Origin of the sequence: Paenibacillus sp. J5C2022 (assembly GCF_025567625.1) — a bacterium.
Lineage (GTDB): Bacteria > Bacillota > Bacilli > Paenibacillales > Paenibacillaceae > Pristimantibacillus.
On the sequence record NZ_JAOQJC010000033.1, the window covers coordinates 41,811 to 62,832 of the forward strand.

Below are 21,022 nucleotides of genomic sequence, written 5' to 3' on the forward strand. Positions count from 1 at the left end.
TGCGATGATGACTGTTCCTCCCCCCGATTAAAGGGTGAGTGTATGTCGAAAAACAGTTGGGTTGCAGACAATCTGGAAAATGCATTAGACACTTGGAACGAAAAAATGAATGAAATCTGGCAGCTTGTTACGCAATCGCCTGCCGAGTTTAAAGGAGGCGCTGTATGGCAAATCATTACGGATATTCACGGCGCTTTGCAAGCAACGGGGCTGGCGCTGCTGGTCTTGTTTTTTGTCATCGGCGTCATGAAAACAGCAGGCAATTTTGCTGAACTGAAGCGGCCAGAACTGGCGGTCAAGTTATTCGTCCGGTTTGTGTTGGCCAAGGCAGTTGTCACCTACGGGCTGGAACTCATGATTGCCTTGTTTACGATTGTACAAGGCATGATCGCGACCATGATGAACCGTTCGGGATTTGGCGGGATGGATGGCATGTTTTTACCCGAACTCATTACCCAAGCCATTGAAGATGTCGGGTTTTGGCATAGCATACCGCTGTGGATCGTGTCTTTGCTGGGGAGCTTGTTTATTACGGTTCTTTCCTTCATCATGATTCTTTCTGTGTATGCACGTTTCTTTCGGATTTATCTATATACTGCTATCGCTCCCGTTCCATTGTCCTCTTTTGCTGGGGAGCCAAGTCAGAGTATTGGAAAATCATTTTTGAAAGGGTATGCGGCTGCCTGCATGGAAGGGGCGATCATCGTGCTGGCTTGCATCATTTATGCTGCTTTCGCTACTGCTCCCCCTGCCGTAGAGGCGGATACCGGCGCAGTCACGATGGTGTGGACGTATATCGGGGAACTGATTTTTAATATGCTCATCCTCGTGGGGACGGTGAAGATGGCGGATCGTGTTGTCAGAGAAATGCTTGGATTGTAAAGATCGTATGGCATTGCATTATTGAATAGCCTTCAAAAACAATCTTACTAGAGACAGCGCATCTTGACGCTGTTGATCTGTGCATTGGTTGAGCGCAGCTAGAATCAGCTCTGTCTCCGTATGAGGTTCGGCATGTTGGTCATGCGGCAGCAATAAATCATTTGGGGACAGTTTGAGTAAATGGCACAGGGCTAGCATCGTCTCAATCGACATGCCTACATTCCCGCGCTCAATGTCGGCGCAAAATCTTGGGACACGCCCAATCTGCTCAGCTACGTTCTCGCGGGAAAATTGCAATGCCTCCCTTTGTTTCCGAATGCGTTGCCCTACCTTCTTTTTATCGTACACATGCATGATCCTCACTTTCAAATCGATTTTTGGAATTTATAACTCCTATTATGGGTGAGTACACAATTGACTAAAATGAGTTTTGAACATACTCTGTAGATGGTTTATAAATTCCAAAGATATTTCGTTTCTTCATAGTTTATGAAAAGGCAGGTGTACAGATGGATGGGCTATTAAAGAAGCTGGAAAGGGAAAGGCGAAAAATGAATGAGCTTGGCGAACAATCGTTGAAGAACAACGCCCCCTTATCGGATAACAAAAAATTAAAGAGGCAAAGCAAAAAGGTGGATCAATTGATTACGCAATACATGAAGCGCAGGTGAATGCAGGGATATTTTAAATGAAGGAAGGGGAGCCGATGGAGTTTCCGTCTTGGTTTAGACAAGCGATTCAAAAGCGATTAGATGGCATTTCTGCTCATATTGAGCATCATCTTGATCTGAACCGCATTGGTGACAAGGAAAGGAAAGCGTTTGAACGATTATTTGCGTGCATGGACATCGGACGTATGCCAGAATTTGCAGATTGGGAGGACCAGCAGTATTTGAAGCAGGCGCTCATGAACGAACGGCTATACTTGCAAGGGTTGAAGGATGGCATGCAGCTTGCCACTTCGTTAGCAGATCACCCGCATGCATTTGAAGGGCTAGACAGTACGAATACAAATCATCGTAAACCTGTTGCACATAGGGAGGATTCGGGAGGTTAGTCAGATGGAAGTAAAGATCAACCGGGAAATCCGGGAATATACCGAAAGTTTATTCTTTGGACTGTCTTTGCGACAGTTCTTTTTTTCTGTTTTGGCCATCATTTTGGCGATTGGTCTGTATTTTGGATTGCGGGGACGGTTTGGTGTGGAGACGCTCAGCTGGATGTGCATTTTAGGGGCTGCTCCTTGTGCCGCGCTCGGCTTCATTCGTTATCACGGCATGACAGCAGAACAACTGCTTTGGGCTTATATTAAATCAGAATTTTTAATGCCGAAGCTTCTAACTTTTCATTCTACTAACCTTTATTACAAAGTGCTGAAACAAAACATTCAGCGTCATGAGCAAGGAGAGTGAGTTTTTGAAAACACTTAAAAGAACTTTAAAACAGGATAAGGAACGGTTTGTCATTCCAAAGAGCGTACAACAAGCCATCCCGATTCGAGCCATTTGGCCGGACGGGATTTTTTTTGTTGGGAACAAGTTTTCTAAATCGTTTCGCTTTGATGATATCAACTATGCCGCGGCTTCCAGAGAGGATAAGGAAGCGATGTTTCTTGGTTATGGCGAGTTGCTTAATTCGTTTGATAGCGGGGCGACAACGAAGATTACGATTCATAACCGGCGACTTAACCGAACCCAATTTGAAGGTTCAGTCCTCATTCCGTCACGTCAGGATGATCTGGATCTATATCGTGAGGAATACAACCAGATGTTGCTGGGTAAATCCGTTGGGGCAAACGGCACGTTCCAGGAGAAGTACATGACGATATCCATTTTCAAAAAGAATGTGGAAGAAGCTCGTCAATACTTTACCAGAATCGGGTCGGAGTTGATGGCGCATTTCTCCCGTCTTGGTTCATCTTGTGAAGAACTGGATGCGATAGATCGACTACGCATATTGCATGACTTTTATCGTATTGGCGAGGAAGCCGATTTTCATTTGGACTTGTCCGCGATGATTCAAAAAGGACATAGTTTTAAGGATTATATTTGCCCGGATACGTTTGAGTTCGAGCGAGATCATTTTCGGATGGGCAAGTATTATGGGAGAGTCATCTTTCTTCGAGAGTATGCCAGCTATATTAAAGACAGCATGGTAGCGGAACTGTGTGACTTGAATCGGAATCTGCTGCTGTCTCTTGACGTCATTCCAATTCCAACAGATGAGGCGGTGCGCGAAGTGGAAAACCGTTTACTTGGCGTGGAGACAAACATTACCAACTGGCAGCGGCGGCAAAACAAGCATAATAACTTTTCGGCCGTTGTCCCTTACGATATGGAACAGCAGCGCAAAGAAAGCAAGGAATTTCTGGACGATTTAACGACTCGCGACCAGCGGATGATGTTTGGGCTTTTGACCATGGTGCATATTGCGGAGAGCAAAGAACAACTGGATAACGATACAGAAGCCTTACTGACAACGGCACGCAAACATTTATGCCAATTTGCTCCGCTGACCTTTCAGCAAATGGACGGTTTAAATACAGTGCTCCCATACGGTCTTCGCAAGGTGCATGCGCTTCGAACCTTGACCACGGAAAGCACCGCTGTCTTTATTCCTTTCCGGGCACAAGAGGTTATTCATCCAGGCGGTATTTACTATGGTCAAAATGTCATTAGTAAAAATCTGATTATTGCTAACCGCAAACAATTATTAAACGGAAATAGCTTCATACTAGGCGTGTCTGGGTCGGGCAAGAGCTTTACGGCGAAGCGAGAGATTGTCAATCTCGTACTATCTAACGATGATGATATTATCCTGATCGATCCCGAACGCGAGTATTCCGCTTTAGTCGCCGCGCTTGGCGGTGAAACGATTCATATCTCTTCAACTTCGACGAATCATATCAATGCGATGGACATCAACCGACAATATGCGGATGGAGCTAACCCGATCATACTTAAGTCTGAATTTGTGCTTTCATTATGCGAGCAATTAATGGGCGGCTATCCGCTAGGAGCGAAGGAAAAGTCACTGATCGACCGCTGCACGGCAAGCGTATACCGCAAATATTTGCAAAGTAATTACAAGGGGCAGCCGCCTACCCTGCAAGATTTCCATGCTGAGCTGTTAAAGCAATCCGAGCCGGAAGCGCAGGACATTGCTTTGGCGATTGAATTGTTTACCTCCGGCAGTTTGAACACGTTTGCCAAACCTACCAACGTGAATGTTGATAACCGGTTCATTTGCTACGATATTCTCGATTTGGGTAAGCAGCTTCTTCCCATCGGGATGCTTGTCGTACTCGACAGTATTCTTAATCGAATTACACAAAATCGTGCCAAAGGGAAAAATACGTTTATTTTCATTGACGAAATCTACTTGCTGTTCCAACATGAATACAGCGCTAATTTTCTGTTCACGCTCTGGAAGCGGGTTCGGAAATATGGCGCTTTTTGTACGGGGATTACGCAAAATGTGGATGATCTGTTGCAAAGCCACACAGCCCGTACAATGCTCGCCAACAGCGAATTTATTGTGATGTTGAACCAAGCCAGTACCGATCGCAAGGAATTGGCAGAGCTTCTCAATATTTCGGATTTGCAGCTGTCCTACATGACCAATGTAGATGCTGGTAACGGTTTGATGAAGGTGGGTAGTTCCCTTGTGCCGTTTACGGATAAGTTTCCGCGAAACACGAAGTTGTATCAGTTGATGACAACGAAGCCGGGGGAATAAAGCTACGTTACTGATGCGGTTGAGTGTGGTTTCGCCAGCCGCATCAGTACTTTAAAATTGAGTTAAAAGTGACACCGCTTCAACAAATGGATAAACCAGATTAAATGCGAATGAACCGTTCGGAATTAGATTTAAAAAAACAGGAAACTACTTGTTGGTCATAAACATATTGTATTTATAAGTACGGAATACATGCTTTATACAAACATCAGGGGAGTGGTATACTATACTTGGAATAAGAAGGAGATCCCTTGTGCAAAATATTTAAAAGGACTTGATTCCAAGTATCTACTAGAAGGGGTGATAACAATGACAAATCGTAATAGTGAGAAAAGTAAGCACAATCACCGTGAACATCATCACGAACACCATGAGCACCATCACCGAAGTCACCAAAATCACGATGGACATGATCTTTCAGGCCATGGACATGGACATGGAGGAGGCCATGCCGGTCATCATGAGCATATGATCGATGATTTCAAAAAACGTTTCTGGATATCTATCATTTTAACGATACCCTTAACGTATCTATCACCTATGATCCAAATGCTATTTCATTATGAAGTGACTTTTACAGGTAACACGGTATTATTATTTTTACTCTCAACCATTGTTTTTTTCTATGGAGGAAAACCGTTTTTACTTGGCGCATGGGATGAAATAAAAGTAAAAGCACCAGGGATGATGCTGTTAATCTCGTTAGCTATTATAACGGCCTACGTTTATAGTACGTTAACAGCTTTCTTTATTGCGGGAAGTGATTTTTACTTTGAGTTGGCGTCTTTAATTATCATTATGCTGTTAGGTCACTGGATAGAAATGAGATCAATCATGGGCGCTTCAAAGGCACTCGAAGAATTAATTAAACTGATGCCGAAAGAAGCCCATAAAATTGATGCTTCTGGAAACATTGTAGAAGTATCCGTTGAAGAATTACATCCCGGAGACGAGATTCTAGTGAAGTCAGGTGAGAAGATACCACTGGATGGTGTCATTTTCGAAGGGCAATCTACTGTCGACGAGTCCATGTTAACAGGGGAATCCGTTCCTGTAGAGAAAGGACCTGGCATGAAAGCCATCGGTGGAGCCGTTAATGGCGAAGGGGTATTAAAAATCAAGGTAAACAAAACGGGCAATGATACATATTTAGCCCAAGTGATCCAGTTGGTGCGCGATGCAGAGAACACGAAATCTAAAGCTCAAGGGTTTGCAGATATTGCAGCGAAATGGCTCTTCTATGTAGCGGTCGTTTCTGGCATCATTACGATGGCCTACTGGGGAACAACGGGTGATTTTGATTTTGCTTTAGAAAGAATGGTTACCGTGCTGATTATCGCTTGTCCGCATGCACTGGGTCTGGCGATGCCGCTAGTCACTTCAAGATCAACGTCAATAGCTGCTAAAAAGGGGTTGTTGATTCGTAACCGTATCCCATTCGAAAGTGCTTGGAAGCTGGATCGAGTGGTGTTTGATAAAACAGGTACTCTTACAGAAGGAAATTTCGGTGTAACGGATATTCACCCTAGTAATACGGTTAGTGAAGAGGAATTATTAAAGTTAGCTTATTCAGTGGAGACACAATCCGATCATCCCATTGCAAAAGGGATTGTGAAAGAAGGAAAAGCTCGCAATTTAGAGCTATACGATGTAACGAATTATAGAAATTTAACCGGGAAAGGATTAACGGCTGACGTGAACGGCTCCGAAATCGCAGTGATAAGCCCGGGGGCGATGAGAACGAATCAAATCGCATTCGATAAAGAGACGTATGAAAAATTGGCACAACAAGGAAAAACAGTCGTATTTGTTCTAAAGGATAACGAATTGCAAGGCATGATTGCTTTAGCCGACATCATTCGAGAATCCTCATATGAAGTCATCAAGCATTTAAATGATCGGGGCATTGAAACCGTGATGATGACAGGAGATAATCGCCGCGTTGCGAATTATGTAGGTGAAAAACTGGGTATATCAAAAGTCATCGCTGAGGTTCTTCCACATGAGAAATCCGATCATGTGAAAAAACTGAAAGAAGGCAACAACAATGTTGCCATGATCGGTGATGGAATTAATGACGCTCCTGCCTTGGCTGAAGCTCATTTAGGGATTGCAATTGGTGCCGGTACAGATGTTGCCATCGAGACAGCGGATGTTGTTTTAGTCAATAGCGACCCTGTTGACATCGTAAATATTGTGAAGCTATCGAAAGCAAGCTACAGAAAAATGGTACAAAACTTGGCGTGGGCGGCAGGCTATAATATTTTAGCCATCCCGTTAGCAGCAGGTGTCTTGTATCATATCGGTATCTTTATAACACCCGCGATCGGAGCCGTTGTCATGTCATTAAGTACAATTATCGTGGCCATTAATGCGCAATTGTTGAAGATTGATTAAAAACTTAGCAATGAATCCTAAAGTGAAAAACCCGAGCGCCACCTTTTCTTGGTGGTGATCGGGTTTTACTCGTTTCTGCATGTGTGCGGTTGGTTCATACCGCTTTTACTCGCGATTTTTTAACCTCATAGCCTAGTTTATCAATCGCATTTTCGATCTCTTCAATCGATACTTTTTCATCATCAAAGCTTAATTTCACTCTGCTGGAGTTAAATAATACACTTGCACTTTCTTTATCTACGCCATCTAGTGATTTTACCGCACCTTCTATTTTTTGTATGCAAGAAGGACAAGTTAAGGCTTCTAATTGGATCGTTGCGTTTTTCATTCTAATCTCTCCTTTTCTTTATCTTACTTATAGTATAAAGCAGTCTAGCAAAATAAAAATTGATCTACATCAAGTTTTAGATTTTTCTATTTCTATAACGAAGCAATCTCATGCCGTTTACAATGACGACTAATATACTCGCTTCATGCACTAACATCCCGATCGACATGTTCATCCATTCACTGAGGAATACACTGGTAAGTAGGACGACAACAACGCCCACTGCGATGATTATGTTTTGCCGCATGTTATTAAATGTAGCTTTGGTTAAACCTAATGCGTGGGGTAAGCGATTGAAATCAGAATTCATTAAGACCACATCCGAAGTTTCAATCGCTACATCTGTACCGCTTCCCATGGCGATGCCAATTTGAGCTAGCGCTAGCGAAGGACTATCATTTACGCCATCTCCTACGAATGCTACGATTTGGCCTTGCGTTTGTAGCTCTTTAATATAAGCTGATTTGTCTTCCGGCAGCATGTGTCCATGCGCTTCGGTAAGGCCAAGTTCACTTGCAACTAAATCGACAGTCCCTTGATTATCTCCGGATAGAACAATAAGATTTTTCACACCTAATTTTTTTAACCTTTGCAGCACTTCTTTTACATCTGGGCGAATTTGATCGCGAATGCCCATAAGTACTTTCAATTCACCATCAACGGATGTGAGCACAAGCGAATTTCCATTTCGTTCGAACCTGGCAATATCTGCCCGAACTTTTTCATTTAACTGTACATTTTCCTGCTCCATCAACGCAACATTACCGACTGCAATGCTATGTCCGTCTACTTGTGCTACAATGCCGCCACCTTTTACAACGTCTGTTTTGTCCACTGTATATAAGTCTATATCACCAATATGTTCGACAACGGCTTTTGCTAAAGGATGATCTGATTCTTTTTCGACACTTGCTAAGTAACCCAATACTTCTTCCGCGTTATTTGTATAAACTTCTTGCTCTGTCACTTTAGGATTCCCTATCGTTAATGTACCTGTTTTGTCAAATACCATCGTATCGACCTTCCTGAAATCTTGAATCACTTCACTACCTTTGAGCAAAACACCGTTTCGCGCACCATTGCCGATGCCTGCAACGTTTGAAACGGGTACACCGATTACCAGGGCTCCGGGGCATCCCAAAACTAAGATGGTAATGGCAAGTTCAATATTCCGCGAAAACAACCAGACAATAAAGGCTAGAACTAGAACCGCTGGCGTGTAATATTTCGAGAAACGATCAATAAAACGTTCAGCCTCTGATTTTGAATCTTGTGCTTCTTCCACTAACTCAATAATTTTCCCAAAAGTAGTATCTTCACCTACACGATCCGCAACAATTTGCACCGTACCATTTTCCAAAATCGTTCCAGCGTACACTTGCGAATCTTTCTTTTTAGTTACGGGAAGCGACTCACCGGTTATACTGGCTTCGTTAATATGCCCTTCTCCCGTTAAAACAGTACCGTCAACGGGCACCTTTGCGCCGGTTTTAACAAGTAAAATATCTCCGACGTCAATATCATCAACTTCAACTTCTGCAAATTCACCATTTTCCATTTGCTTCAAAGCACTTTCTGGCGCCAGCTCAGTTAATTCTTTGATAGCTGAGCGTGTTTTATTTAATGTACGCAATTCTAGATAAGCACCAAATAGGAATAAAAAGGTGACAATAGCTGATTCTTCAAAGTTCTTAATTAAAAATGCCCCGATTACTGCGATCGTAACCAACACATCGATACTGACAACCTTGACTCTCAACGCCTGATACGCTTGGATGGCAATAGGTGCAATTCCTAAAATAGAAGCGACCATTAACGCCCAAGTAAATAGTCCTACCTGATCAAAACCGAATTTACTAGTAAAGGCTAAGGTAATTAATAGCGCACTTATGAGTGTGATTTGATTTTTCATGCCTAAAATAAACTTTTGCAACGTAATCTCTCCTCCCCATTTTTTCACTTAACTCATTTGTTTATGCTTGGTAAGCTTGATCTACTTCAGCCAACAAGTTATATACCGCTTCATAGCTTTCGCATACATCACCTGGAATCGTATAGTTCGTTGTAATCTCACGTAATTTAGCAAATTCCTCATTTAATTTAGGTTTTTCTTCACCTGTTTTTTTCGTTTCCTTGATGATGGTTTCAACTAATGTCCGCACTTCATGAAACTCTGGGTGATTCGCTCCGTGAACACGTGCTACAACTGGTACATATTGCGATAAAGTTTTAAAATGACTTTCCGTTACTTGGTTAAATGTTAATTGGTTTGTCATTGTTTTCTCCTTCTTCCTTGTTTTATTGTGATTTATTGTTTCTGGTTTAATTTTATTTTATCATGAACCAAATGAGATTAACTTGACCTAGGTCAACATTCATGTGTTTCTCTGTTTTCACAAAGTGGTTCTAAAGGTTTTAATGCCATGTTAGTGGAAAGAATAGTTTTGTAGTAAAAATTTTAATTCAACACTTTACATACCCTACATAGGTATGGTAATATACACTTAAGTTAGGAATAGGAGGTTATGCGAATGGCAGCCATAGAGGAAGCAGCAGCTTGTCACCCAGAGCATACTGGTTCTCATCGGAAAAGTCATCATCCGGAACGCGTGAAGAAGAATTTAACTTCACGATTAAATCGGATCGAAGGTCAAATTCGAGGGATCAAAGGGATGATCGACAAAGACGTGTATTGCGACGATGTGATCACACAAATTTCTGCCACACAATCTGCGTTAAATAGTGTAGCTAGCATTTTATTGGAAGGTCATCTAAAGGGTTGTGTAGTCGATCGGCTAACAGAAGGTGATGACGAGATATTGGATGAATTAGTTGTGACGATTCAAAAGTTGATGAAAAAATAACGTAATTAAAGGAGAGAGAAAACATGGAAAATATAACATTAAACGTACAAGGTATGTCATGTGGACATTGTGTGAAAAAAATTGAGGGAGGCGTCGGTCAATTAGAAGGCGTTAACCAAGTCCGTGTAAATTTAGACAGTGCGAAGGTAGAAGTATCTTACAACGAATCACAAGTATCACTTGATAAAATCAAAGAAACGATTGAAGATCAAGGATATGAGGTAAAATAAGAGTGCTTTTAAAGCACTCTCTCATTTTCAATTTAACATACCCCCCATCGGTATATGAAAGGCGTGAAGGATCATGAGTAAAGAAGTAAAAGAAGCAAGCATACAAATTACAGGCATGACTTGTGCAGCGTGTGCGACGGGTATTGAAAAAGGGTTGAATAAAATGGATGGTGTCGAGCAAGCTTCCGTCAACCTTGCGTTAGAAAAGTCGGCGATCAAATATGATCCGTCCAAACTGAGTGTATCAGATCTAGAAAAGAAAATTGAAGCACTTGGCTACGGCGTTGTGAAACAAAAAGCGGAATTTGATATTACAGGCATGACTTGTGCAAACTGTTCGTTAGGGATTGAAAAAGGGTTGAATAAAATGGAAGGCATTGCCTCGGCGACTGTCAATTTAGCGCTTGAGAGAGCAACCATCGAATTTAACCCGTCAGAAGTAACGATTGCAGACATTATTGCGAAGGTAGAGCAGCTTGGTTACGGTGCACACCAGAAGCAAGATGATAAAGAACAGGTCGATTACCGTGAAAAGGCGATTCAAGACCAGAAACGGAAATTTATTATTTCGGCCATTTTATCACTACCTTTATTATGGACGATGGTCGGGCACTTTTCATTTACATCGTTTCTATATCTGCCGGAGTTCTTAATGAATCCGTGGGTGCAAATGGCGCTTGCTGCACCGGTGCAGTTTATTATCGGGAAGCAGTTTTATGTCGGTGCTTATAAATCGCTGCGTAATGGGGCTGCAAACATGGACGTGCTCGTTGCGATGGGTACATCCGCAGCTTATTTCTACAGTGTGTATCAAGCGATCGTCACGACCGGTACACTACAAGAGCCACACCTGTACTTTGAAACAAGTGCGGTACTGATTACACTCATTGTTCTAGGGAAGTATTTTGAAGCCAAAGCTAAAGGTCGTTCGTCCGAAGCGATTAAAAAATTAATGGGCTTACAAGCAAAAACCGCGACGGTTGTACGTGAGGGTGTTGAACAAGAAATTCCCTTAGAAGAAGTCGTGATCGGAGACACTATCTTAGTGAAACCAGGAGAAAAGATCCCAGTCGACGGTGAAATGTTAGAAGGGAATACAGCGGTAGATGAGTCAATGCTAACGGGGGAAAGTCTGCCGGTAGATAAAAAGCAAGGGGATCGGTTATTCGGCGCAACAATAAATAAAAATGGTTTTATTCAAATGAAAGCAACAAAAATTGGACGTGACACCGCGTTAGCGCAAATTATTAAAGTCGTTGAAGATGCGCAAGGTTCAAAAGCGGAAATCCAGCGTTTAGCAGACAAAATATCGGGTATATTCGTGCCCATCGTTGTTGGCATTGCGATCATCTCCTTTCTTGTCTGGATCTTGTGGATTCGTCCAGGCGAAGTGACGCCGGCCTTAGAAGTATTTATTACGATCCTTGTGATCGCGTGTCCCTGCGCGCTTGGTCTTGCTACACCAACATCAATTATGGCAGGTTCTGGTCGCGCAGCTGAATTTGGCATTTTGTTCAAAGGTGGCGAGTATTTAGAGCAAACCCAAAGCATTGACACCGTTGTTGTGGATAAAACGGGTACAGTGACCCATGGTAAACCTGTATTAACAGATGTTGTGTTGGCTGATGGTCAAGAAGAAGAAAAGTTTTTGTCCTTAATCGGCGCAGCAGAGAAACAATCCGAACACCCCTTAGCGGAGGCCATTGTGCAAGGGATTCAAGAGAAGGGCATAGAACTTGCCAACGTTCAATATTTCGAAGCGGTCCCGGGTTACGGCGTGCAAGCAACGGTTTCAAGTCAAGCCGTTGTCATTGGTACACGCAAACTGATGCAACAATATGGAATCGAGGTTTCGCCGGTTCTTGCTACGATGGAGCAATTAGAGAGCGATGGTAAAACAGCGATGTTAGCTGCAATTGATGGAAAATACGCCGGGCTCGTTGCTGTAGCCGATACTGTAAAAGAGACATCGCGAGAAGCGGTGCGTCGGTTACATGAAATGGGCATCAAAGTCATTATGATGACAGGGGATAACGAGCGTACAGCACAAGCGATTGGTAAAGAGGTCGGCATTGATGCAGTCATTGCGGAAGTCCTTCCGGAAGGGAAGGCAGAAGAAGTGAAAAAATTGCAAGACCAGGGTAAAAAAGTGGCCATGGTTGGCGATGGCATTAATGACGCACCAGCGTTAGCTACAGCGGATATTGGGATGGCGATTGGTACAGGTACGGACGTAGCGATGGAAGCGGCCGATGTAACCCTCATTCGTGGGGATTTAAATAGCATTGCCGATGCGATCATCATGAGTCGTAAAACGATGCGTAACATTAAACAAAACTTATTCTGGGCATTTGGCTACAATACGCTCGGGATTCCAATCGCAGCAATTGGGCTGCTCGCTCCATGGGTTGCGGGTGCAGCGATGGCCTTCAGTTCCGTATCGGTCGTATTAAACGCATTGCGTTTACAAAGAGTGAAATTAGAAAAGTAAATAACCATATAAAATAGATTCATGTATTGGCGGTTTTATAGCTGAAAAACAAATGGAAGTTAGCCCAGCGGTGTAATGTCAAGTAGTTAGTTTTGTGAAATTGGAAAAATAAAAGTCGAAAGTGGCAAATAACACGAAAAAAGGGATCACTAAGCTAGACCCACCATGTTGTCGTAATTTTCAGACAGGCATTAAGCGTGGGTGAACTGTAAGAAGTGTAAGAATCCGGTAAATCTATGGATTCCTCCTCTCAGGTGGTGTGTACAGGGTGTTGGTCTTCAGTAGCATGAATACCAACCGTACCAATTTTCGTGCAGAAAGGACGAGTGCTCTTTTGTGCTTGTGCTTCGGTACTTCAACATGTTTCTTTTTGTAAAACTCAGCGTACTCAGCGTCATTCTTACGTACGGAGTCTGCAGCTTGGACCAAATAATAACGCAAGTATTTGTTCCCTGTTCGCATACGGTAGGTTTCATCGGCTTCGAACTCGCCAGACTGGTGCTGGCTCCAAACGAGCCCCGCATACTTAGCTAAAGCGTTGTGATCACGGAAGCGGTCAATACCGCCAATTTCCGCAAGTATTCCAGCAGCAAAGACGGGGCCTATTCCCTTGACGGAAGTAAGTGTCTGTGGGATCCCCCTCATAATTTTGGCGATCTCTTTGTCAAGTTTCTTGACCTCGGATTCCAAGTGCTGAATCACACTCAGCGTTGTTGCCATGGAGATATTCACGGGATCGCTCATCGCTTTATCTAGTCGGTAAGAGGTTCGTGCGATCTTCTTTAGATACGCAGCGATCTCCTCGGGATTGTCGAACTTGTTTTTACCCTTGTCTTGTAAGAAGGAAATAAGTTCTTCAACAGACATCGTCATAATTTGTTCAGGCTCTAGCTCTTGAATCACAGCAAGCGAGGTGTTGCCGAACGTATTAGAAAACGGATTGTCTTGGCGCATGCCACTAAACTTTAAAAAGACCTGATTCAGGAAAAAGGTCTTGTCTCGTTTGATGTTATTGATCAAGTAAAACCGCGTGCGGGTGAGGCGCTGCAAGGCTTCGTATTGGATGATGTCTTTCATCTCATGAGGCAGTCGTCCAAATCGCAGATGGTCTGCAATCACCCAGGCATCGATGCGGTCATTCTTGGGAAGAGCTTCGTAGCCCTTCTTGAACTTGGCCACTTTTCGCGCATTTAAGACATAAATCTGGGATTGAATGTTAGGTTCATATCCCTGAAGCTCGGTTTTCAAATAGTGAGCAAGATGCCAGCCGAGATTGGAGGTCGCCTCCATCCCGATGCGAAGCTCTCGCGCTTCTGCTTTCGAAGCGGTGTCCAACATCTTGTGAATGAGCGTATCCGCTCCTGCTTGATCATTGGGCACGGCAAAGGAAGCTAGTGATGTACCTGTCCCATCCATGAATTGTACATGGTGAGACTTTAAGCTAACGTCTATTCCAATCAGCATTGGTGACATAGAATCACCTCCTATTGTTTAGAGAATCAAGCAAAAACTCAGACCTGGGTGCCCGTGGAAACCACCGACTTCAGCCTCGTCATTAGCACTCATCCGCAAGCGTCCGACAATTGATGGGTGCTACGCCCCGGACGTCAAGGGAGGCGCATCCAGCGGTTAGAACATGAGTGATGGATCACGGGTAGCAGGCTTTCACAGCAGTACGCAAGCAAGAGCTTGGCCAGCAAGGGGGATAAGAAATTTCCTGAGAGGTGCTTGTTAATCCCATTGTTCCACAGGCAGGTCTGAGAAGTCTATAGCCGATGATTGACGATGAGGACATGGCTCATCTAGCGGCTACAGGTATGAAGTTTTCAAAGAGCGCATGACAAAGAAGTGCAGCTGGGAATCAGCAGCAATGAAGATAGCTATTTCACTTCAGCTTCCTCATTCGAGGTAGAACGATAAAACAGGTGAAACGGGTAAATCGGGAATGAGGAAGCTGAAGCTTCTTTCAAACCTGAGCCCCGACTTCCGTTCCTCGCCTTACAGGCTGCGGTACGGGTTCGGCATTGCCCTCCAGATGGGGCCCCAACTGGAAATGTATTCGATCCTCTTCCAACTGTCCGGATCAGCTGGGAAAAGATCGAAATGATCTTACAAATACTATTATACGAGGGGGAACGGCATGTCTTTACTAACGGATATATTGGAATTCAACGGTCAATTCGTTGAAGAGAAAGGGTATGAACCCTACATTACAACGAAATATCCAAATAAAAAGCTAGTTGTTTTATCCTGTATGGATTCGCGTCTTGTTGAATTATTACCAAAGTCGATGAATCTACGTAATGGTGACGTGAAAATTGTAAAGAGTGCAGGGGCCATCGTAAACCATCCATTTGGAAGTATTATGCGTAGTATACTCGTTGCGCTTTATGAATTAAATGCAGAAGAAGTTTTCGTTGTCGGTCACTATGATTGTGGTATGAGCGCAGTGGATTCGGAAACCATGATTAAACATATGAAAGAACGCGGTATTTCGGATGAAACGTTTGATATTTAAAATACTCATCACATGATATTAACAGTTGGCTCCGCGGCTTCGGCGATGTGAAAACAAGTGTGTTAAAAAGTTGTGATGTCGTTCGAAATCACCCCTTAATAGCAAAAACAATTCCTGTACATGGTCTTGTCATGGATCCAAAGACAGGACTACTGGATCTTTTATCGGATGGAAATGCCTATATCGAAAAACGAAACAAACTATAATGAATAAAGGCTGTCCCAAAAATGATTCTGGACAGCCTTTTACTTTTAGTGGTTCATTATGATTTGACAGCTTTTTATTGCAAGAAATCTTCGGTAGAAGTTACAGTCGCATACATTCCGTCAAGTGCACTGACAAACGCATAATGAACCTGTTCAGCTGGAACGACCTTATCTTGGTAGGATAAGTCTCTCGTTGCACATGCATCTTCAATTAGTGTTGTTTCATAGCCAAGATCCACTGCGGCTCTGACTGTGGCGTCAATACACATATGTGTCATCATACCGACAACCACTACCTTTGTTGCTTCTTTTTCTTTTAATTTACTTTCCAATTCAGTCTTTAGAAAGCTGTTGGGGAAATGTTTTTTGATAATGCTTTCGCTTTCTAATGGCAAAACAGCGTTATTAATTTCTACTCCTTCCGTATCTGGAAGAAAGAACCCTAACCTAGGATCAGCTGCGATATGTTGGACATGGAAAATGTTATCTTTGTGATTTTGCCTAAACCATTCAAGTACTTTCGCAGCATTAGCGGCTGCTTTCTCGGGGTTACTTAATTCCATCTTTCCATTTGGAAAGTAGTCATTTTGAATATCTACAATAATTAGAGCTGTGCTCATTGTTCTCCACCTCGTTTAGAGTATTTTGGTACATTATAATCATATATCGTATATTGATTTTTATCGATAAGTTGGCGAAACACTTTTACCTTAAAAAATTTCACGGCGAAAGGAATCTACTATGGAACTTGATCATGTTGATTTTCAGATCCTTCGGTTACTATCCGAAAACTCACGTATTCAATGGAAAGACCTAGGGGAACAAATTCATATGACAGGACAGGCGGTAGGGAATCGTATAAAAAAACTGGAGGAAAGTGGTGTAATTAAAGCCTACTCTGTAATAGTTGATGAATTGAAAATAGGACTTACTTACACAGCGTTCGTCATTATTTATATGAAAACGGCAAACCATGGTTCATTTATAAGGTTAATGAATGATCGAAATGAAGTATTGGAAGTCCACCGAGTATCGGGAGAAGGTTGTTACCACTTAAAGATAATGGTTAACTCTCAAGAACAATTGAATTCATTTCTTGAAAAAATGCTTGAGTTTGGGAACTATGCTGTATATCTTTCCATACAAGAGATTAAACTACAAAATCCATTGACTGCCCTATAACAAAAGGGATTACACCTAAACGATAGGGGCAAATTCAGTAGTTGACAGTATACCCACACGGGTATAAGATGATATTTAACAGTGAATAATACTTCTTATAAACTATAGATAAATCTGGTCAAGAAAATAAGCTTAGGAGGTGAATTTCTATGGAATACAATGATCAACTTAAAAATAGAGTAAAACGCATGGAAGGGCAACTCCGTGGAATTTTGAAGATGATGGAAGAGAACCAAGATTGCAAAAAGGTCATTACGCAATTGTCGGCTGTTCGTTCGGCGATTGATAGAACAATCGGTGTGATTGTAAGTTCAAACTTAGTCGAATGTGTGCAAGCAGTAGAGAAAAATGGAGAAAAAACAGATGAACTTATTAAAGAAGCTGTTAACTTGCTTGTAAAAAGCAGGTAAACATTTTAGGGTGGAATGTTTTTTTACTCATTTCAATACCCATCAGGGTATGAAAAAAAGGGGGTTAAGAAGTGGAATACGTACCCTACATCGTTATTGCTTTTTTCTTGTTTCTCATCTTGCAACGAGCTTTACCAACAAAAGGGGTTAGACAACTATCGACAACAGAGTTGAAAAAGGAACTAAAGAACAAGGATAAGCAATTTATTGATGTCCGAACACCGGGTGAATTTAACGGAAATCATATCAAAGGTTTTACAAATATTCCTCTCCACCAACTTTCACAAAAAGGGGATCAGGAGCTTTCCAAGGAAAAAGAAGTAATTGTTATTTGTCAAAGCGGGATGAGGAGCCAACAAGCGAGTAGGAAGCTGAAGAAAATGGGATTTACAAAAGTGGCTAACGTAAAAGGTGGCATGAGTGCTTGGCATTAATGAGTTGCGAGGAGGATTACGATGAAAGAAATAACGGCGAAGCAAGTGGTGTCTCTAATCGAAGAAGGAAAGATGTTAAATATGATCGATGTGCGTGAAACAGATGAAATAGCGGAAGGGAAAATTCCGGGAGCTAAGCATATTCCACTAGGACTCATTGAGTTTCGTATGCATGAATTAGATAAGGCCAAGGAATATATTATGGTTTGCCGTTCCGGCGGAAGAAGTGGTCGCGCAACTGAATTTCTTGAAAGCCATGGTTTTAACGTCATCAACATGGAGGGAGGCATGCTTGCTTGGGAAGGGGAAGTGGTAATAGGATGAACCAATGGGATACTCGCTTTCGCACAGAGAATTACGTGTATGGCAAGGAACCGAATGTCTTTTTAACGGAATTTCAGAAGAAAATAAAAGTTTCCGGTGATGCTTTAGCGATCGCCGAAGGGGAAGGGCGTAATGCGGTTTACTTAGCGGAACAGGGCATGAATGTCACGGCATGGGATTATGCAGAATCGGGACTCGTGAAAACGAAACAGCTTGCAGATGAACGAGGTGTAGTGGTCTCGACTGAACTTATAGATTTGAATGAGGCCAATTGGGATAACGCTAAGTGGGATGAAATCGTATGTATTTTCGGCCATTTCCCAGCGGAGCTCCGGCAAAAAACACTTCGAGGTGTAAAGGAAGCTGTGAAGCCGGGTGGTTATTTTTTGACAGAGGTATATTCCCATAATCAGCTCCCTTATGGCAGCGGCGGGCCGCAGAATCTGGATTTTTTATATAAACCGGAAGAGATTTTAGAAACTTTTGCAGATTGGCGTATGGTTCATTTTTTCTTGGGAGAGGTTGTTCGTCACGAAGGAGAACTCCATCATGGGCTGTCCCATGTGATTCAATTTGTTGGGCAAAAACCGTAACATGATCAAAATGGAAGAAGGGTGATTACAGATGGCAAAAAAGATTCTGATTGTAGGCGGTGTAGCGGGAGGAGCCTCCGCAGCAGCAAGACTTCGCAGACTGGATGAGACGGCAGAGATTGTTATTTTTGAGCGCGGGGGATATATTTCATTCGCAAATTGCGGTCTTCCTTATTATATCGGAGAAACCATTGAAGAACGATCCAAGTTGTTGGTGCAAACACCGGAGAGTATGAAAGCTCGGTTTAATCTGGATGTACGCATTCAAAGCGATGTGATCCAAGTCGATCCTGAGCAAAAGAAGGTTCTTGTAAATAGTAAAGAACGCGGAATCTATGAGGAGAATTATGATTACCTCATTTTGTCCCCCGGAGCTAAACCGTTGCAACCGCCGATCCCGGGAATAGATAGCCCTCTAATTTTTACACTCCGCAATATGGAGGACACGGATCGGATTAAAGCGATGGTGGATCAAGAAGGAGTCCAGAGTGCCGTAGTTGTTGGTGGCGGGTATATCGGTGTGGAAATGGCGGAAAATCTGCGGGAACGAGGGCTTGAAGTTTCCTTAGTAGAAGCAGCGCCTCACATCCTTGCTCCCTTTGATTCTGAAATGGCTGCGATTGCGGAAAAGGAACTGGAAGACCATGGCGTTGCGCTTTATCTGGGGGATGGCGTACAGTCTTTTCGAGAAGAAGAGCAAGGGATCAGTGTTGTATTGCAGAGCGGGCAGGCAGTTCGTGCTGATCTAGTTCTCTTGGCAATCGGTGTGAAACCGGACACGGAATTTCTTAGCGATTCCGGCATTGAATTGGGAGCACGAGGCCACATCATCGTAGGTGAGACCTTGCAGACTAACCGAGAAGGTGTGTTTGCGGTTGGCGATGCAGTGGAGATTACGGATTTTGTTCTTGGTACGCAAGGGGCTATTCCGCTCGCAGGACCGGCGAATAAGCAAGGTAGAATAGCAGCAGATCGGATTTGTGGATTACCATCGACGTATAAAGGAACGCAAGGTACAGCCATTATTAAAATATTCAGTCTTACAGGCGCCAGTACTGGAAGCAATGAGCGAACGCTCGCACGTTTAAATATTCCTTATCGTGTTGTTTATGTACATCCGAGCTCTCATGCGACCTATTATCCTGGTGCCAAGCAGATCGCGCTAAAGTTGCTGTTTAATGAGGAAGGACGCATTTTAGGAGCACAAGCCTTCGGTGAAGAAGGGGTAGACAAACGAATCGATGTTATCGCAACCGTGCTGCGATTAAAAGGAACCATCCACGATCTGACCGAATTGGAACTCTCGTATGCGCCGCCCTTCTCTTCCGCGAAAGATCCGGTGAATATGGCAGGCTATTTTGCGCAAAATGTGCTAAACGGTCTTGTGGAAGTCGTGACCTTAAAGGAGATTGACGCGATAGACCTTGAAAAGCAAATCCTGCTTGATGTACGTACTGAAGCTGAATTTAACGACGGGTTCATCGAAGGGGCGATTCACGTTCCGGTTGATGAGCTTCGGAATCGTATGCATGAGTTGGACCGAGAGAAAGAGATTTATACGTATTGTGCGGTTGGAGCAAGAGGGTATATCGCTTCGCGCATTCTAAGTCAGAACGGCTTTAAGGTTAAGGATTTGACCGGTGGATACCGCAGCTATAGGATGGCTAATTATAAATCGTAAAATCATAGGAGCGGAAACTTGGAAAGGGGAGGACTTCTATGAAGGAAAGTAGCATAGGTGAGACAATGAACATTGCGTTAGCTTCACCAGTGCAAGTCGGAGGGAATATATTTACACCGGAGCAATTAGCGAAAATCAGTAATGTAGTTGGTCTAGATGCTAAAATTGAGATCACGCCATTTAGACAAATCTATGTGGAGGTTCCTATCGACCAGCGCGGAACGATTCAGCAGGAGCTGGAGCGTTCGGGGCTTGAGGTATATACGGCCGGTGCAGTAACCAAAAGCTTGATTGCTTGCCAATTCTGCAGAGGAGCAGAAGAAGCAGGACTGGATACGGCTCGGATGTTGAATCAAGCGATTGCGGGAATTGAAACACCAACGCCGATGAAGATCGGTTACGCCGGTTGTGCGCTCGGCACAAGTGAACCCCTGCTTAAGAATATCGGTGTTGTTAAAATGCGGGATAAATTTGACATTTATGTCGGAGGAGAATCGAAAGGCTTGAAAGCAACACTCGCTAAGAAATTGGTTTCTGAATTGGCTGAAGATGAGCTTGTCGCAATTATTATGAAATTGATCGATTATTATAAGGCCAATGCGAAGGGGAAAGAGAAATTCAGTAGATTCGTGGAACGTATATCCCTAGAAAAGCTGCAAGGCGTGTTACTATAGCATATTGAAGTAAAACATAAACCCAGTCGTTGTGACTGGGTTTATGTTTTTAGCTTGCCCATATTACTTG

General features: G+C 43.1%; 22 protein-coding genes and 1 pseudogene. 17 read left to right on the plus strand and 6 right to left on the minus strand.

The genetic code is table 11. The features are described 5' to 3' along the window. Nucleotides 1-42 precede the first annotated feature (42 nt). Nucleotides 43-882: a VirB6/TrbL-like conjugal transfer protein, CD1112 family gene (locus M6D81_RS22565; protein WP_262679349.1), complete on the plus strand. Its 840-nt coding sequence runs from the start codon at nt 43-45 to the stop codon at nt 880-882. 18 nt (nt 883-900) lie between these two features. Here M6D81_RS22565 and M6D81_RS22570 read toward each other — a convergent pair whose 3' ends face one another. Continuing rightward, on the minus strand, nt 901-1,236 hold the full coding sequence (locus M6D81_RS22570; RefSeq protein ID WP_262679350.1) for a helix-turn-helix domain-containing protein: 336 nt from the start codon (nt 1,234-1,236) through the stop codon (nt 901-903). 155 nt (nt 1,237-1,391) lie between these two features. Here M6D81_RS22570 and M6D81_RS22575 point away from each other — a divergent pair, with 155 nt between their 5' ends. The 5 genes from M6D81_RS22575 to M6D81_RS22595 all read left to right on the plus strand — a co-directional run bounded on the left by M6D81_RS22575 (nt 1,392) and on the right by M6D81_RS22595 (nt 7,017). Then, nucleotides 1,392-1,553 carry an aspartyl-phosphate phosphatase Spo0E family protein gene (locus tag M6D81_RS22575; protein WP_143812408.1) on the plus strand — a complete coding sequence of 54 codons (162 nt, stop codon included), beginning with the start codon at nt 1,392-1,394 and terminating at the stop codon, nt 1,551-1,553. A gap of 17 nt (nt 1,554-1,570) precedes the next feature. Beyond that, on the plus strand, nt 1,571-1,939 hold the full coding sequence (locus M6D81_RS22580) for a hypothetical protein (RefSeq protein WP_262679351.1): 369 nt from the start codon (nt 1,571-1,573) through the stop codon (nt 1,937-1,939). Nucleotides 1,940-1,943: 4 nt separating this feature from the next. After that, nucleotides 1,944-2,294: a PrgI family protein gene (locus M6D81_RS22585; RefSeq protein ID WP_262679352.1), complete on the plus strand. Its 351-nt coding sequence runs from the start codon at nt 1,944-1,946 to the stop codon at nt 2,292-2,294. Between the two features lie 4 nt (nt 2,295-2,298). Continuing rightward, nucleotides 2,299-4,620, plus strand: coding sequence for a VirB4-like conjugal transfer ATPase, CD1110 family (locus tag M6D81_RS22590; protein WP_486187836.1), 2,322 nt, complete (start codon nt 2,299-2,301; stop codon nt 4,618-4,620). A gap of 309 nt (nt 4,621-4,929) precedes the next feature. Beyond that, entirely contained in the window at nt 4,930-7,017 is a 2,088-nt protein-coding gene (locus M6D81_RS22595) for a heavy metal translocating P-type ATPase (RefSeq protein ID WP_262679354.1), read from the plus strand. A 94-nt stretch (nt 7,018-7,111) separates the two neighbouring features. Here M6D81_RS22595 and M6D81_RS22600 read toward each other — a convergent pair whose 3' ends face one another. The 3 genes from M6D81_RS22600 to M6D81_RS22610 form a co-directional block, all read right to left on the minus strand. Next, the gene (locus tag M6D81_RS22600) at nt 7,112-7,345 is read right to left on the minus strand and encodes a heavy-metal-associated domain-containing protein (protein WP_262679355.1); all 234 of its coding nucleotides are present in this window, start codon (nt 7,343-7,345) and stop codon (nt 7,112-7,114) included. 76 nt (nt 7,346-7,421) lie between these two features. Continuing rightward, on the minus strand, nt 7,422-9,278 hold the full coding sequence (locus M6D81_RS22605) for a heavy metal translocating P-type ATPase (protein WP_262679357.1): 1,857 nt from the start codon (nt 9,276-9,278) through the stop codon (nt 7,422-7,424). A gap of 40 nt (nt 9,279-9,318) precedes the next feature. Continuing rightward, the gene (locus tag M6D81_RS22610; protein ID WP_262679358.1) at nt 9,319-9,621 is read right to left on the minus strand and encodes an iron-sulfur cluster repair di-iron protein, ric; all 303 of its coding nucleotides are present in this window, start codon (nt 9,619-9,621) and stop codon (nt 9,319-9,321) included. A 255-nt stretch (nt 9,622-9,876) separates the two neighbouring features. On the opposite strand from M6D81_RS22610, the gene M6D81_RS22615 reads away from it, so the two are divergent. From M6D81_RS22615 to M6D81_RS22625, 3 genes are all read left to right on the plus strand, one after another. Further along, on the plus strand, nt 9,877-10,209 hold the full coding sequence (locus M6D81_RS22615; RefSeq protein WP_262679359.1) for a metal-sensitive transcriptional regulator: 333 nt from the start codon (nt 9,877-9,879) through the stop codon (nt 10,207-10,209). Nucleotides 10,210-10,232: 23 nt separating this feature from the next. Beyond that, complete coding sequence (copZ, locus tag M6D81_RS22620) at nt 10,233-10,439, plus strand: copper chaperone CopZ (protein WP_262679360.1); 207 nt, start codon at nt 10,233-10,235, stop codon at nt 10,437-10,439. Nucleotides 10,440-10,512: 73 nt separating this feature from the next. Further along, complete coding sequence (locus tag M6D81_RS22625) at nt 10,513-12,930, plus strand: heavy metal translocating P-type ATPase (protein WP_262679361.1); 2,418 nt, start codon at nt 10,513-10,515, stop codon at nt 12,928-12,930. A gap of 234 nt (nt 12,931-13,164) precedes the next feature. Here the strand turns inward: M6D81_RS22625 and M6D81_RS22630 are convergent, their stop codons facing one another. Next, on the minus strand, nt 13,165-14,403 hold the full coding sequence (locus M6D81_RS22630) for an IS110 family RNA-guided transposase (RefSeq protein ID WP_262679362.1): 1,239 nt from the start codon (nt 14,401-14,403) through the stop codon (nt 13,165-13,167). 667 nt (nt 14,404-15,070) lie between these two features. On the opposite strand from M6D81_RS22630, the pseudogene M6D81_RS22635 reads away from it, so the two are divergent. Next, nucleotides 15,071-15,654, plus strand: a pseudogene (locus M6D81_RS22635) (beta-class carbonic anhydrase). A gap of 74 nt (nt 15,655-15,728) precedes the next feature. On the opposite strand, the gene M6D81_RS22640 reads toward M6D81_RS22635, so the two are convergent. Further along, the gene (locus M6D81_RS22640) at nt 15,729-16,274 is read right to left on the minus strand and encodes a cysteine hydrolase family protein (RefSeq protein WP_262679363.1); all 546 of its coding nucleotides are present in this window, start codon (nt 16,272-16,274) and stop codon (nt 15,729-15,731) included. Nucleotides 16,275-16,395: 121 nt separating this feature from the next. On the opposite strand from M6D81_RS22640, the gene M6D81_RS22645 reads away from it, so the two are divergent. The 7 genes from M6D81_RS22645 to M6D81_RS22675 all read left to right on the plus strand — a co-directional run bounded on the left by M6D81_RS22645 (nt 16,396) and on the right by M6D81_RS22675 (nt 20,952). Beyond that, complete coding sequence (locus tag M6D81_RS22645) at nt 16,396-16,836, plus strand: Lrp/AsnC family transcriptional regulator (protein ID WP_262679364.1); 441 nt, start codon at nt 16,396-16,398, stop codon at nt 16,834-16,836. A 149-nt stretch (nt 16,837-16,985) separates the two neighbouring features. Further along, nucleotides 16,986-17,246: a metal-sensitive transcriptional regulator gene (locus M6D81_RS22650; protein ID WP_262679366.1), complete on the plus strand. Its 261-nt coding sequence runs from the start codon at nt 16,986-16,988 to the stop codon at nt 17,244-17,246. A gap of 71 nt (nt 17,247-17,317) precedes the next feature. Next, nucleotides 17,318-17,680 (plus strand): rhodanese-like domain-containing protein, encoded by a 363-nt coding sequence (locus tag M6D81_RS22655; protein WP_262679367.1) that lies wholly within the window; start codon nt 17,318-17,320, stop codon nt 17,678-17,680. Between the two features lie 21 nt (nt 17,681-17,701). Next, nucleotides 17,702-18,004 carry a rhodanese-like domain-containing protein gene (locus M6D81_RS22660; protein WP_262679369.1) on the plus strand — a complete coding sequence of 101 codons (303 nt, stop codon included), beginning with the start codon at nt 17,702-17,704 and terminating at the stop codon, nt 18,002-18,004. Continuing rightward, entirely contained in the window at nt 18,001-18,597 is a 597-nt protein-coding gene (locus M6D81_RS22665) for a methyltransferase domain-containing protein (RefSeq protein WP_262679371.1), read from the plus strand. Before M6D81_RS22660 ends, M6D81_RS22665 begins: the two co-directional genes overlap by 4 nt. A gap of 31 nt (nt 18,598-18,628) precedes the next feature. Beyond that, nucleotides 18,629-20,278 (plus strand): FAD-dependent oxidoreductase, encoded by a 1,650-nt coding sequence (locus tag M6D81_RS22670; protein ID WP_262679373.1) that lies wholly within the window; start codon nt 18,629-18,631, stop codon nt 20,276-20,278. 38 nt (nt 20,279-20,316) lie between these two features. Beyond that, a complete protein-coding gene (locus M6D81_RS22675; RefSeq protein ID WP_262679375.1) occupies nt 20,317-20,952 on the plus strand; it encodes a nitrite/sulfite reductase domain-containing protein in 636 nt (211 codons plus the stop codon). Nucleotides 20,953-21,022 lie beyond the last annotated feature (70 nt).